This is a genomic window from Coleofasciculus sp. H7-2 (genome assembly GCF_042747725.1).
In the GTDB taxonomy this organism is placed as follows: domain Bacteria; phylum Cyanobacteriota; class Cyanobacteriia; order Cyanobacteriales; family FACHB-T130; genus FACHB-T130.
This window is the reverse complement of sequence record NZ_JBHZGO010000059.1, coordinates 1-13,487: the sequence shown is the minus strand read 5'-3', so window position 1 is coordinate 13,487 and position 13,487 is coordinate 1. Positions and strand designations below refer to the sequence as shown.

The following is a 13,487-nucleotide window of genomic DNA, read 5'->3' as shown; positions in this document are numbered from 1 at the left end:
GAAAAACGTTGTGTTACTCGAAGTCAGAAGAAATGCTGAAACACTCTATTAGATTGCTACTTCACTACTTGAAACACCAATCGATACCAGCATTTGCGTAATTCATACTTCATTCAGCAACGCCCAAGTGACAACTTAGAAGCAATTTCCGCGTTGCGGAAGCGATCGCGCAGTTGAGACAGCGATCGCGCAGTTGAAGAACATTTCTCAGAGTGAGCATTCTCGTCACCTCAGGGGTGCGTGCAAATATCCCTGGAGATAAAGCAAATCGTGGCTACGCCAATTCCCCTTCAGAAGAAGCAAGAGCTTTTATCAAACAAAGTCCAGATGGTGCGCGGACTTTAGAACCTTTGCTTTGCGTAAGTCCTGGTTGATTAGGAAGCTTATGATCGATCCCCAGCCTGAAAAAGTTAAGTTTGTTTCCGACGCTAAAAATTACCTAATTATAAAGAGTGAGAAAATGATGGAAAGACGAGACATTTTCTATCTCTATAGTTAGAGTCTAGAGGTTTTTAGTTTATAGCCGTAGGTTGATTCCGCTTTGGAGGGAAATCTATAAGTTTGTGAGTGAAGAACTGACAAGGAGCCTTTTTCATGAAACGATCTGATTTGTCCAAAGTTGTTGGGGCTGGCGTTCTCACCTTAAGCATGGCGATTCTGCCTTTGACTGTGCCTGCTTCAGCTCAGACCAACACTGATACGAATACAACGACAGACACCGCGCCTAGCCAAGACGTTAGAACCGTTGAGAGCGATCGCAATTTTGATTGGGGCTGGCTGGGCTTGCTGGGACTGCTTGGTTTAGCAGGCTTGGCGGGTCGCAAGCATGAAGAGCCAACCCGTTACCGCGACCCCGATCCAGTAAGTCGTACCGGCTACAAAGAGTAAAAGAACGGGTGGCGTACAGGGAAATTCCAGGCGCTGGGACAGGCAAAAGAAAGAGCGAAAAAATCTTTTCTTTGCCTTTTTGCTTTGGAAATTTTTTACACCTCTTTGGATTTGATGTAAATCAGAGTCAGAGTTCTTAGTGATTAGTCTCTAGTTATTGGTACAACTCCATCCACTCTGGAATGCCCTTTGGGTAAGAGTATGCGAGTCGTTGGTTTTTGCGATCGCATTGGGACGGAGTATGTGCCGCAAGAAGTCTAAAAACTAATCACTAATCAAACAGGGAAATCGGATTAACTGTGTTCCGTTAGCGTGTGCGGAGTGCGATCGCTCTGTGATGAGAAGGTGTAATAACTAGCAATCAACGCTACCATCATCCACCAGAGAGTATTCACTTCCGGTCTATACCAGACTGTATCTACCAAACCATGTCCCAATAGACCAAATATCGTAGCGATCGCTCCTATCAGCCAAAAACCCTCACGCTTGCCCAATTGCCGCAAACGATTCAGCTGTAGCCATCCTTGGTTAAAGGTGACAATCAGCAACCACATAAAGCAGCAAAATCCAATCAAGCCAGTTTCTACAGCCAATTCCAGAAAAATTGAATAGGCACTCAAGGCAGTATAGCGGGGGCGCTGATAAAGGGGATAAACTTTGTTAAAAGCCTCGTTGCCAGGGCCAATTCCCAAAATCGGGCGATCGCGGATCATCTCAACCACCGCCTCCCAAACATTGACCCGGAAATTGTTACTGCTATCCTTGCGACTGACAAAAATACTAAAAACGCGATCGCGTACTGGTTCCACAAATAGGATCGCCACCGCTAGCACTAGCGCCAAACCTCCTAAGAGAATCGGCAGCGACCAAGTGCGCCAGAAAGTAGGCAGATGCTCGCTGATCCAGTAAAGCAGCATCAGCGAAAATGCGAAAAGCAAAAGTATAAAGCCAATCCAGCCGCCACGACTGAACGTGAGAATCAAACAGGCAGAATTGACCGAAAACATTGTCAGCGCTAAGGCTTTACGACCCCAGCCGCGCCAAGCAAAAATAGCAGCTAGCGAGAAAGCGATCGCAGGCAAAAGATAAGCCGCGAGTAAATTGGGATTACCCAGATAGCTATAAACTCGCGTAGTTTTAGACAAGGGAGACGTTGGATCTGTCCAAGTTGCCAGTGCCGCCGCCCCAAAAAACCATTGTCGCAGCCCGTAGACACTAACAATCAGCGCGATGTGGAGATACACCGCGATCAGTATAGAACGCAGTCGGGGCGATCGCAGCACCCGCGCCATTAGCGCAAAAAATAGCAAATACAGCGTTAGCTTGCCCCAGCCCTTCAAAGCAGCCATCTTCACTGGCGACAGAGCCGTTGCTACAGTAGCAATGCCCCAGTACAGCAACACCAACCAGTGAATTGGAGTAACTTTAGGCGCTTCGCCCGGTACATAACCCGCCTCATCCGAGAGAGTCAGCAGTATCCAAAAGCCAGCGCAGGCAGCTAACAACACGCCAACCAGAGCCGTTGACACGAAAGGAGCCAAAGCAAACACTAAAGCCACCAACAAAGCTCCCAACGGCTCCGCCCACTGCACGCAGACGCTACTCTGCCGCCAGCTTCGCAAGCTACCGACCAACCGATGCAAATAGCTTGCACTTTGCCACTGATACAGCGGCAAACTGGACAAGGTAAATTGTTGCCAAACAGTCATGTGATGGGTCAGGGGTGATTGATTATGGGTGATTGGTATTGGTCATAAGTCATTGGTCATTGTTCATTGAAGTTGCTATGAACAATGAACGATTAGCCCTTTCCCATGACCGATTATCAATTACCCAAGTACATAGTTTATAGTCTCTAGTCCGTCAATCATCACCAATTGTTTCCACCGCATCCACCTGTGGCAAGCTGACCACATAGCGATATCCCGCCTCTGGAGAGCCTTGAACACAAATCTGCCCGCCATGAATTTCTGCCAATAAACAGCTCAGCAACAGCCCCAAACTTTCACGAGAGCCATTGCCGACCGATAAATGGGACAACCCTTCCGGGACGGCAGAATTACTGGCACGAGAGCCATTCAGCAGCAATTGATTCGTTGACGTGAGGGACGGCAACGGCACGGAGCATGGCTCTTGAATGTAAGCAACGCTGGCTTCTGAGAGGGCTGGTTCTGAGTGATGATTCGGCGACATATCAGATTGGGCATAAAACTCAATCTGAGGTAGACCATCTCCCAACCAGGGGTGAGAAACCCAGACCGCAATATTCAGCTTTTCGATTTTGCGAGAGACATGAATGCGAACCACGCCCCCTGCATTACCTGAGTTAATTAGATTAAAAATCAGGTAGTAAAGAATTTGCCGCACTTTATCCTTGTCAAGCAACCAGATGCGCTTTCCAGGTTCTACAGATAGACGAATTTGTTGCTGCCGCCCAGACGCAATCTGTTGCAGGTTATTAATCGCCTGTTGACACAGCATTTCGATGTCCACAGACGTAAAATCGAGTTTTTGGGTAAACTCATCCAACCCTCCCAGAGACAAAATTTCATCAACCAGCGAAACTAAGTGCTGACCGCTGTTGTGGATAATCTCCAGGTATTCCTTCTGCTTGGTCGTTAATGGCCCATAAACTTCGCGTCCCAAAACACTTGCCATCCCCATAATTGAAGTCAACGGAGTCCGCAGTTCCTGTGACAGATGGGATAGCAGTTTGACTTTAACAGAGCTAGTCGCAGAGGGGCTAGGGGTTGAACGGGTCAAAGACAACACTTCACCCGCATTGCCGTTAGTCGAGGCGGCATTGTATTCGACATTTTTTCCCAGTCCCGACTGCCCGTTAGACGACGACTTAGCAAACCAGTAACCGGAGTTGGTACGCTCTAGAGACCCCAATTGTCGCGTTTCTAAAAACAGACGGTTTCTCTCAAATTCACTCAGACTCCAGCGAGCCATGAGTTCCAAAAAGTCAATATCTTTGCTGGTAAAGTTACGAGGCACTAAATCCATGACTGCCAGGGTGCCCAGACAAATCCCAGTAGCTGATAGCAGCGGTGCCCCTAGATAGGCACGGATGCCGTAGTGCTGCACAAGAGCAGTTTCAGCAAAAGCTCGATTTGTTAGCGTATCGCCAGCAATCAAAACTTGATGACTATCGACCACATAAGCGCACAAAGATTGATGGCGTGGGAGTTGCCGGGACGTGGCGAGATCGTTCATCAACCCTAATCGTGATAAACCCACAGATGCTTTGATCCGCTGCTTGTCTTGAGCCATTAAACTTAAAATGCAAATCGGCGCTTCCAAAAATCGGGCTGCGGTTTGAGTAGCTTCCTCGAACACGGGAACCATCTCTGCTTCAAGTAGACCCAATTCTCCCAAAGCAGTGAACCTTTGTTGTTCTCGTGCTGCCGGTGTCAAACCATCCAAACGACAAAAAAGTCTGCTTTCTGGGGCTGCCATTACCATCCCTACTCCCATACGCTTTGCTTGTATGACTTATTTAATATCTCGCTACACTTAGCGTTCCCGAAGAATGCCTCTAACAAACACGTTAAGCAGAGAGTTTTGCTTTTCGGTTAAAAAAGGACTGAGGCTGAATGACACTGACTTAAGCGAAATTGACTTCTATCGTAGGTTACACCACAAGAAGAGCGGGAGTTCTCCCGCCCTGGCGACGTGGTGTTTGAGGTCACGTAGGCGCGTTCATGCCGTAAGGCTTTAGCCTTCAAGTGAGAGTAACCCAACCTAGAAGTCTTAAGTCACGGTGATTCAACTGAGGACAGGACTTACGCAACATCACCACATAGTAAGGGCAACCACAGGGGGATTGAACCCGAAAAAACTCTATACAGCGTTTTCTTTCTGGATGAGGTACAGTCAAGCTTCCAAAATCAAAGGTTTTAGGCGATCCTCGTACCTCACTAGCTTCAAAAGTGCTGTATGTATAAGCTTTGCGTAAGTCCTGTGAGGAGTCAGGATGGAAAACAAGAGTGAAAAGTGGAGTCGTTTCTGCTGGCAAGAGGCTTTCTTGCTTCACTCACTCATCACTCTTGTTCACTGAGTCCTGAGTCCTGAGTCCTGAAGTTTTCAACTTGACCAGGCGGGATGAGATAACAAGGAGGCAATCACTCGGACGCCCCGCAGCTGATTTGAGAGAGGCAGATGACCCCTAGGGGCACTGAGATCCCAGGTAAACTCGTTGGGGTATCGAGTCCAGTTGTTGCCGCTCTTCCAGCCAATTTTGGGCCAGAACTTTAAGAAGTCTTTGCCGACATTCAGCCAGATTTCCCGCTGCACGGAAAAACCGAATTTACCCTCCGAGTGTAGGAACCACAGGCTATTAATGGTTTGTAAATCGGGAATGGGGAAGTTTTCTACCTCTGTAAAGTACAACCATTTTCTCTGTACAGCCTGAGTCCCTGCCAATTCACAGAGCTTTTGCAAGGTTAGGCGGTCAGCGGCAAGAAAGTCCTGTTGCAAGAGCAGGTGTTGCAGGGAACTGTAGTCAATGCCGCGTTCTGAGTGTAAGGGGATAATGCCGGAGGGGAAATGGGTTTGGAGAAATTCAGTTGCAGCTGGAAAGTTGGCGTTGTAGAGGGTCTGGTAGGCTTTAGCTGTAACTAAATTGGTAGGAGTTGACTGGCTGTTCAGTAAAAATTCCATGAGTACCTCCAAACCGGAATTACCCGCTTTTAGAAGTTCTGGGAGGAGTTGTAGTTGCGTTTTTTCAGAACCCGACTCAAACTTGCAGCGTAGGTCGGTGAGGTATTGGCTGGTGTGTGGTAGGTCGGCAGTCGTTTGGTCTGTCATGAAGCAAGTCATTTCAGGTTGCTGTTAGTTATTAGTCATTAGTCATTAGTCTCTAGTCTTTAGTCTGTAGCCAATGACTAATGACTTTTGACAAATGCGCTAATCACTTGAGTGCAGGATGCGGTCAATCATCGCTGTGGTTGAGGTGGGAATTTCCACTTTGACCAATTCAATCTGACCTCCGTATGCCTGAACGGCAGGTTTTTCAGGCAGGGTTTCCAAGCTGTAGTCGCCTCCTTTGACATAAATATCGGGCTTGAGTGCTTCAATTAAGCCAGTGGCGGTCAATGAGTGGAAAATCACGACTCCATCCACAGGCTTAAGGGCGGCGAGAATTTCAGCCCGCTGCTGCTCAGGCACGATAGGTCGGGAAGGCAATCCCTGCCGATGGGGCTTGATGGCACGGACGGACTGATCACTATTTAACCCCACGACGAGCGATCGCCCCAAGGACTTTGCTACCTGTAAATATCGAACATGACCTGTATGGAGTAAATCAAAGCAGCCATTGGTAAACACTAGCGGTCGCCATCGACTGGGATCTGCCGCGATCGCTTGACTTAATTCATTTAATGTGTATATACCTGAAATCATGGCTAATGAGAGTTTTGAGTTATCAGAAATTTTTTAATTCAAAATTCAGAGGCGATCGCTGGCGTCTCTACAACTTAAAATTTATGACCAATTACCAATTACTGCTTCATCCCTCACTGCTCTTCATGGGTGGGAGGTCGGTATCCGTGTTCAAAGGCAAAGCGAACCAGTTGAGAGCGATTCTCTAGTTCCAGCTTACTGAGGATGTTACTGAGATGGGTCTGAACGGTGCGCGGACTGATAAACAAGCGATCGCTAATTTGTTTATTGGTAAATCCCTGAATCACCTCCCAAAAAACTCTTTGTTCTGCTGGTGTTAACGGAAGTGGCTCGCAGGTGGCAGAACCCAAAGCTCCGATTGCTGTCGCTGCGGTGGAACTGGCTGCCATCTGCTGCATCAACCGTACCATTTCCGCATGGATGCGGCGCGATCGCTCTAGCTGAGCTTCAATTTTTGCGACTAATTCCCTCGGATCGAAGGGTTTGGTCAGATAATCATCTGCTCCTATCGTGTGACCTTGAATTCGGTCTTCTAGCTCTCCTTTGCCTGACAAAAAGATAAACGGTACCAATTGTCCTATAGGAGTTGCTCGCAGGCGTCGGCAGAATTCCAAACCGTCCATCTCCGGCATCATCACATCGCTCACCACCAGATCCGGTGGAGCTTGTTCAAAAGAGATTAATGCCTCCATACCAGAACTTACATCCTGAACCAGATACCCCTGGTTTTGCAGGTAGCGTGTCAAGACAGTTCGCAGGGTTCTATCATCATCAACGAGCAAAATTTTTTTCATCGTTACTCTAGAGCGCCTTTAAGGGGCCATATCAGCCTAGGTCTGCAAACTGAATCCATCCCGCTTTGATGTGAGTTGAGGTTTTTGCGAAAAGGACAGAGGCGGCTTGTGCAGCATATCTCTTTTTTAGATCAGCTTGACACGATCTGGCAGCGTCAGGAATGTCTCAGCCAGTAGTAGTTGAGACAGAAGTACTAAAAACCAGCGATCGCTCTCTATTTACTTTATTATCAGCATAAAGGCTGATGACAAAATGCGCTCAGGGTTGTTCAAAAAATTAGTCGTTCAACCTATTCTAGTAGAGCCGCTTGCCTAGTCTCTTGCCTAGTCTCTTGCCTAGATAGATGACAAAGTTTTGATTTGAAGCGCTAATTCCTTCATCCCAGTAGCACTTCTAGAGACTACGATTAGGTCTATAATCCTTTTTTGCTCTCCTTGTGACGCGGTTTAAATTTTTGCAGCTACCCCTTGGTAGAAACCCGATTAATCGCGTTCTACCATTTAAAATCCAAAATGAGATAACAGCCTCCCAGCGCCCCTGCCTCAGCTTGAATGATTTGTGGACATCATGGCAATCAAACCGCCTAAACTGCAAAAAAGCTTAACTGAAACTTTTGCGAATCAGCCGATTTGGTAGTCTTCCTGTCAAAATATTGTCTGGCTCAGACTAGATCCAACAAGAGTGCAATATGTACAAAAAAATCACTCCTCCTGACATGGGCGAACGTATCATCTTCAAAGATGGCGAACCCATTGTTCCAGACAACCCGATCGTTCCTTTCATTCGCGGAGACGGCACGGGCATCGACCTCTGGCCCGCCGCCCAGAAGGTCTTTGATGCCGCTGTCCAAGCTGCCTATGGTGGCAAGCGACAAATCAGCTGGTTCAAAATCTACGCCGGGGATGAAGCCTGCGAGAAGTACGGCACCTACCAATATTTGCCCCAAGATACCCTAGACGCAATTAAAGAATACGGCATTGGCATCAAAGGGCCGCTAACAACCCCGATTGGGGGCGGTATCCGGTCGCTGAATGTGGCACTGCGTCAGATTTTTGACCTTTACTCCTGTGTCCGCCCCTGCAAGTATTACCCAGGCACCCCCTCTCCCCACAAAAGCCCAGAGAAACTCGATGTCATCATCTATCGAGAAAACACAGAAGACATCTACCTGGGAATTGAGTGGCGTCAAGGCAGCGAAATTGCCAACAAATTGATTGACCTACTCAATAATGAGCTAATTCCAGCGACGCCAGAACACGGCAAAAAGCAAATTCCCCTAGACTCTGGAATCGGCATCAAGCCAATTAGTAAGACGGGTTCCCAGCGTTTAGTGCGCCGTGCCATCAAGAATGCCCTGCGGCTACCCAAGCGTAAACAGATGGTGACGCTGGTGCATAAGGGCAACATCATGAAGTACACCGAAGGCGCTTTCCGCGATTGGGGTTACGAAGTAGCGATCGCCGAGTTTCGCGCCGAGTGCGTTACAGAACGAGAATCGTGGATTTTGGACAACAAAGCCCGCAATCCAGAGATTACCTTGGAAGAAAACGCCCGTCAGATTGAGCCTGGGTACGACGCCCTTACGGCAGAGAAAAAAGCCCAAATCACCCGTGAAGTTGAAGATGTTCTCAACGCCATCTGGGAAACCCACGGCAACGGTCAGTGGAAAGACAAGGTGATGGTGAACGATCGAATTGCCGACAGCATTTTCCAACAGATTCAGACTCGACCGGATGAATATTCCATCCTGGCTACGATGAACCTGAATGGCGATTATTTGTCAGATGCAGCGGCAGCGATTGTCGGTGGACTGGGGATGGGGCCAGGAGCTAATATTGGCGATCGATGCGCCATCTTTGAAGCGACTCACGGCACCGCACCTAAGCACGCTGGACTCGATCGGGTAAACCCCGGTTCTGTCATTTTGTCAGGCGTGATGATGTTGGAATTTATGGGCTGGCAGGAGGCAGCTGACTTGATTAAGCATGGCATCGGTCAGGCGATCTCTAACGGCGAAGTCACCTATGATTTGGCTCGACTCATGGAACCGCCGGTGGAGCCTTTGAAATGCTCGGAATTCGCCTCCGCCATCATCAAACACTTCCAAAGTAATTAGCTGTTGAGCGATTAGCAATTAGCTCGCCAACCAACAGCTAATTGCTAACAGCTATGGATTTGAGAAAGTATTAATCTGACCCCCACCAATGTAGCGCCCTGGAATGGGACGAGGAGCCGTAAAGTTAGGCTGGCTCAGCTGCCTGGGTTGCGATCCTGAATTACCAAAATTGGAATTCAAGCCGGAGTTGGTATTTAACCTGCTTCCTTGTCTGGGCTGCCCAAATGAGGATTGCCCGTAATTACCAAAATTACTGGTTGGTATCGGTACCACTGGTGGTGCTATCTGCGGTACCACTGGCGGTGCTATTTGCGGTGCAACCACTGTCCCAGTGGGTGCTGCTACGGGAGGCAGCGCCTGGGGTTGGGTTAAATAGGTGTAAGAATTCGGTGTGGAAGAACCCTGAGTAGCGTTGCTAGTTGTGGTTGAGGGAGTGCTATAGCTTGTAGTGTTGGCTAGGGCACTCGGTGGCGGTGGTGCCATTTGCCCAAGGGATGTGGAATTGGGAAGCGCCTGTTTAGACGTACTTGCCGGTGGCGATGCATTTGCCGCTTGGTTTGCCGAATTTTGATTCAACGCTTGTTGCAGGGGGCTGACTGGCAGCGCGTTTTGGTTCTGGTTGGTTAGGTTGGGCACGCCTAAGCCCAGATTTGGCGTGGAGGTTGCTGTTGTTGTAGGGCTTGCCGCCTGTTGGTTGGTGGGTGTCAATCCCAAAAATGTCCCAGTATTGGGCTGGGAGCCAGCATTTAATCCAGTATTTAATAAATCTTGTGCCGATGTCAAAAAAGGATTATTCAAGCTTTGCGGAGCTTTGGGGATTCCGGCGATCGCTTGAGGCTGAGCCGTCGATTCTGTATTAGAGGCAGTAGCTGGGTTGCGAGTCAGTTGCTCAAATAAACCCTCTGGCTGGGTGGGATCTTGAGCTTTCTCCTTTCCAGTCTTGCCAGCGCCTTGATTAGTGCTGCGATTAAATTCTTGCATCAGCGCGGGCAAGTTATCTATATCAGCGCCAATCGCACTGCTTTCTTGAGAAAGGGTTGGGTCATCCGAGGGATTATCTGCGGAATCGACTTGCCCCTCCGTTTCTCCATCTACAAGGCTGTTAAGCCACTCTGGGTGTACCCAGTACTCCCATACCCCTAGCACCATCATCACCAGTGCGATCGCAGATCCCCAAAACGCAGGGCGCGTGAATGTCCGTAACCGTGCTTTGAGATAGCGGATGGAGGCTGGGACTTGTTTGGAAGATGACATAGCTGTAGTGCAGCTCGACTTGCACAAGGGATTGTAAGTCGATCTTATACGCTATTGCATTAAACAGGAACTGTCTTGATATACAGTTTGTTAAAAGATTCCCTTCACTTGTGTAAAGTTTTACCTAAGCTTCGAGTTTCCTAAAGTTTAAAGTTAGGAAACTAGAAAGGTGGCGATCGCGAGAGCGAGCATTAGTCACTGGAAGCGAAAAAACAACTAACTGAGGGGCAGGAAACTGGTCATTGGTGTCAACTTAAGATTGGCTTGGCGGTTGAAACCACAGCTATACAGACAAAACTGCCTTCTCCGGTTTAAAACTCATGATTTTTCGCTCTTTCCGCGTCAGGCGGACTTAGTTTGTTTAGCCGCGACTTCCAGTCGCCAGGGCTTAAGTTGATACTAATGGGAACTGGTATGCTACCAAGAACGGGCGGGTTTATAGATATGCTTACGCCATCTGCAACTTTTTCTTAGCCCCCAATAAATTGGGGAGAGAAAAACAGAAACTTGCACAAAGCGTTATGCTTAGCTATTTATTTAGCTATTTATAAATATCTTGGTAAAGAGCCGCCCCTACACGAACGATTGACACATCTTAAAGTTTAACGGGCAGCTCGAAACAGGAACCATGTCCCCGCTCCCAATCCAAATAGATTCGGTAACCAAGCAGCAATCACCGGAGAGAGGAAGTTACTTAGTCCCAGAGCATCAGCAACGGACATTAACAAATAGTAAGCAAAAATTACGATTACGCTAATCCCAAAACCAGTCGCTTTACTGGTGCGAGTCGGTCTATTTGCTAAAGCGGCACCCACGATACCAAACACCACACAAGCAAACGGTAAAGCTATTTTTTGGTGAATGCGGATTAGAAGCTTGCGAATTTTCTGCTGATTGCCACTGAGGCGTTCTAATTCCAGACGTTCTCTGGCTTGTGCAAGATTCATCTCGCCATAGTCACGCCCAGAATTTGCCAAATCCAAGGCGGTACGAGGCAGCTGCAACTGTTGGTGTTCAAACTTCAAAATATTGCGGTAGGAAGCATCTGGAGAGATTAAATAAATAGTGCCTTTGAAAAAATCCCAGGTATTTTGTCCTGGGTTCCAAGCAGCAGATTGTGACGTGACAATTTGATTGAGTCCCTCCTGAGACCAATCTAAAATCGTCAATCCTTCCATCTTTTGACCGTCAAACTTTTCTGCATAGAACAGGCGTTTTAGCACTTGCTCTTTTTCGCCATTGGGTAGCTTGACTTTCGTATATTCTGGATAGAAAATATTGCGTTCTTGGAAAGACGGCTTTTCTTTATTTAGAGCTTTATCTAGGCTAACTTTAGCTTGATAGTTAGCAGCGGGTACTACATACTCATTAAACGTAAATGCGATGCCAGTCACAACAAAACTCAGGGCGATCGCTGGTAGCACCAGTCGATAAATACTCACCCCGCAGCTACGGAGGGCAACCAATTCACTGTCAGCGGAGAGACGACTATAGGTTAATAAGGCAGCCAGTAGCACTGAGGCGGGAAAGGCATACGCCATAAACTGTGGCAGACTTAACAGCAGGACTTTCAAAACTAGCGATGCTGGTAGACCTACATCCACAGTCCTTCGCATCAGGTCAAATAAGCTGCCAATCGTTACCCCGATGGAAGAAAAGAATCCCATGCCAAATAGGAAAGGCGCGACTAGTTCGGTGACAATATAGCGATCCATCACCGAGACTGTCGAAATCAGGGGGTAGAGCGGATTGAAAGATTTGGTCATTGGTCAAGGATGGATGGGTAATGGGTAATGGGTAATGGGTAATTGGGGGAAAGTTTTAAGTTGTAAAAGACTTGCGGTTGTCGCGTCTGAATTTTGAATCTTCAAACGTTGATTCCCCTAGCCCCCGATAAATTGGGGGGAACCTCTAAAGCCCCCAATTTATCGGGGGTTGGGGGATCTTTTCTGCGTAAGTCCTGTTCAAGACTTTCTTTTGACTCAAAATTCAATGCTTCTCACTCATCACTCTTGGATTACCAATTCCTGATTACCGATTACCCAAGACTATCTTTGGAAGTCATCTCCTAAGTAATACTGTCGCACTAAGGGGTTATTGTAGAGTTCTTCAGCGTTGCCAGAGGCGAGGATTTGTCCGTCGCGCATGATGTAGGCTCGATCGGTGATGGCGAGGGTTTCGCGGACGTTGTGATCGGTGATCAAGATGCCCATGTAGCGATCGCGCAGTCCGGCAATAATTTTTTGAATCTCCGATACAGCAATCGGATCGACACCGGCAAACGGCTCATCCAATAGCAAAAATTTTGGTCCTTCTCGCCCCGATGCTAAGGATCTCGCCAACTCGGTGCGCCGACGTTCTCCCCCAGACACCCGAATCCCCAGCGTATTTGCTACTTTTTCTAGCCGAAACTCTTGTAGCAAGGTATCTAGACGGTTTTGCCACTCGCGGCGAGGCACACCCGTTTGTTCCAGCACCAGGAGAATATTGTCTTGGACGGTGAGGTTGCGGAAAATACTGGCTTCCTGGGCAAGATAGCCAATGCCTAAATGCGCTCGTTTGTGGATGGGTAAGGTAGTGATGTCCTGCTCATTCAGCCAAACCGTGCCCTGATCGGGTTTTTCTAAGCCGGTTGCAATGTAAAAGGTAGTCGTTTTCCCGGCACCGTTGGGACCGAGTAGCCCCACGACTTCCCCTTGCGCCACTGAAAGGTTGACGCGATTGACGATCGCACGTTTGCCGTAAGACTTGTGGATATTCTCCAGTACGATTTTCATTGAGAAATAGCTGATTGTTCATTGCTGATGGCTAACTGCTAATTATTAAAAGCTATTAGCGATTAGCCATTAGCGATTCGCTATTAGCCATGTGACAAATGGCTAGCGACTATTCGGCGTTTTGAAGGCTGGCTTAGGATTGACGGCGGGAGCCGGTGGCGCTACGGATGTAGTTGGAGAATTTGGATCGGCGACCAGATAAACTGATTCTACCTGCCGATTGGACTGAGGCAGGGCAACAAAGCGTCCTT

11 protein-coding genes and 1 pseudogene are annotated in these 13,487 nt (G+C 48.1%); 3 read left to right on the top strand and 9 right to left on the bottom strand.

The window, feature by feature from the left end:
- A pseudogene (locus ACFW2W_RS12905) lies at positions 1–101 on the top strand (IS1 family transposase); the annotation flags it as partial.
- A gap of 493 nt (positions 102–594) precedes the next feature.
- On the top strand, positions 595–888 hold the full coding sequence (locus tag ACFW2W_RS12900) for a WGxxGxxG family protein (RefSeq protein WP_378178345.1): 294 nt from the start codon (positions 595–597) through the stop codon (positions 886–888).
- A gap of 293 nt (positions 889–1,181) precedes the next feature.
- Here the strand turns inward: ACFW2W_RS12900 and ACFW2W_RS12895 are convergent, their stop codons facing one another.
- The 6 genes from ACFW2W_RS12895 to ACFW2W_RS12870 all read right to left on the bottom strand — a co-directional run bounded on the left by ACFW2W_RS12895 (position 1,182) and on the right by ACFW2W_RS12870 (position 7,088).
- On the bottom strand, positions 1,182–2,597 hold the full coding sequence (locus ACFW2W_RS12895; protein ID WP_378178342.1) for an IctB family putative bicarbonate transporter: 1,416 nt from the start codon (positions 2,595–2,597) through the stop codon (positions 1,182–1,184).
- A gap of 154 nt (positions 2,598–2,751) precedes the next feature.
- Positions 2,752–4,350 (bottom strand): histidine kinase dimerization/phospho-acceptor domain-containing protein, encoded by a 1,599-nt coding sequence (locus ACFW2W_RS12890; RefSeq protein WP_378178339.1) that lies wholly within the window; start codon positions 4,348–4,350, stop codon positions 2,752–2,754.
- Between the two features lie 265 nt (positions 4,351–4,615).
- Positions 4,616–4,927: a hypothetical protein gene (locus ACFW2W_RS12885; protein ID WP_378178335.1), complete on the bottom strand. Its 312-nt coding sequence runs from the start codon at positions 4,925–4,927 to the stop codon at positions 4,616–4,618.
- Positions 4,928–4,977: 50 nt separating this feature from the next.
- Positions 4,978–5,700: a GUN4 N-terminal ARM-like repeat domain-containing protein gene (locus ACFW2W_RS12880; RefSeq protein WP_378178332.1), complete on the bottom strand. Its 723-nt coding sequence runs from the start codon at positions 5,698–5,700 to the stop codon at positions 4,978–4,980.
- A gap of 99 nt (positions 5,701–5,799) precedes the next feature.
- Positions 5,800–6,294 carry an adenylyltransferase/cytidyltransferase family protein gene (locus tag ACFW2W_RS12875; protein ID WP_378178329.1) on the bottom strand — a complete coding sequence of 165 codons (495 nt, stop codon included), beginning with the start codon at positions 6,292–6,294 and terminating at the stop codon, positions 5,800–5,802.
- A 113-nt stretch (positions 6,295–6,407) separates the two neighbouring features.
- Complete coding sequence (locus ACFW2W_RS12870) at positions 6,408–7,088, bottom strand: response regulator transcription factor (RefSeq protein ID WP_378178327.1); 681 nt, start codon at positions 7,086–7,088, stop codon at positions 6,408–6,410.
- A 689-nt stretch (positions 7,089–7,777) separates the two neighbouring features.
- On the opposite strand from ACFW2W_RS12870, the gene ACFW2W_RS12865 reads away from it, so the two are divergent.
- On the top strand, positions 7,778–9,205 hold the full coding sequence (locus ACFW2W_RS12865) for an NADP-dependent isocitrate dehydrogenase (protein ID WP_378178324.1): 1,428 nt from the start codon (positions 7,778–7,780) through the stop codon (positions 9,203–9,205).
- 51 nt (positions 9,206–9,256) lie between these two features.
- Here the strand turns inward: ACFW2W_RS12865 and ACFW2W_RS12860 are convergent, their stop codons facing one another.
- The 3 genes from ACFW2W_RS12860 to lptB all read right to left on the bottom strand — a co-directional run bounded on the left by ACFW2W_RS12860 (position 9,257) and on the right by lptB (position 13,236).
- Complete coding sequence (locus tag ACFW2W_RS12860) at positions 9,257–10,459, bottom strand: hypothetical protein (protein WP_378178321.1); 1,203 nt, start codon at positions 10,457–10,459, stop codon at positions 9,257–9,259.
- 602 nt (positions 10,460–11,061) lie between these two features.
- A complete protein-coding gene (locus ACFW2W_RS12855; protein ID WP_378178317.1) occupies positions 11,062–12,225 on the bottom strand; it encodes an LptF/LptG family permease in 1,164 nt (387 codons plus the stop codon).
- Between the two features lie 282 nt (positions 12,226–12,507).
- Complete coding sequence (lptB, locus tag ACFW2W_RS12850) at positions 12,508–13,236, bottom strand: LPS export ABC transporter ATP-binding protein (RefSeq protein ID WP_378178314.1); 729 nt, start codon at positions 13,234–13,236, stop codon at positions 12,508–12,510.
- Between the last annotated feature and the right edge of the window lie 251 nt (positions 13,237–13,487).

Bases quoted from the DNA above. Each gene is read 5' to 3' on its own strand.
- ACFW2W_RS12880 (WP_378178332.1), bottom strand. From the start codon at position 5,700: ATGACAGACCAAACGACTGCCGACCTACCACACACCAGCCAATACCTC.
- ACFW2W_RS12890 (WP_378178339.1), bottom strand. From the start codon at position 4,350: ATGGCAGCCCCAGAAAGCAGACTTTTTTGTCGTTTGGATGGTTTGACA.
- ACFW2W_RS12900 (WP_378178345.1), top strand. From the start codon at position 595: ATGAAACGATCTGATTTGTCCAAAGTTGTTGGGGCTGGCGTTCTCACC.
- ACFW2W_RS12865 (WP_378178324.1), top strand. From the start codon at position 7,778: ATGTACAAAAAAATCACTCCTCCTGACATGGGCGAACGTATCATCTTC.
- ACFW2W_RS12860 (WP_378178321.1), bottom strand. From the start codon at position 10,459: ATGTCATCTTCCAAACAAGTCCCAGCCTCCATCCGCTATCTCAAAGCA.
- ACFW2W_RS12895 (WP_378178342.1), bottom strand. From the start codon at position 2,597: ATGACTGTTTGGCAACAATTTACCTTGTCCAGTTTGCCGCTGTATCAG.
- ACFW2W_RS12870 (WP_378178327.1), bottom strand. From the start codon at position 7,088: ATGAAAAAAATTTTGCTCGTTGATGATGATAGAACCCTGCGAACTGTC.
- ACFW2W_RS12855 (WP_378178317.1), bottom strand. From the start codon at position 12,225: ATGACCAAATCTTTCAATCCGCTCTACCCCCTGATTTCGACAGTCTCG.
- lptB (WP_378178314.1), bottom strand. From the start codon at position 13,236: ATGAAAATCGTACTGGAGAATATCCACAAGTCTTACGGCAAACGTGCG.
- ACFW2W_RS12875 (WP_378178329.1), bottom strand. From the start codon at position 6,294: ATGATTTCAGGTATATACACATTAAATGAATTAAGTCAAGCGATCGCG.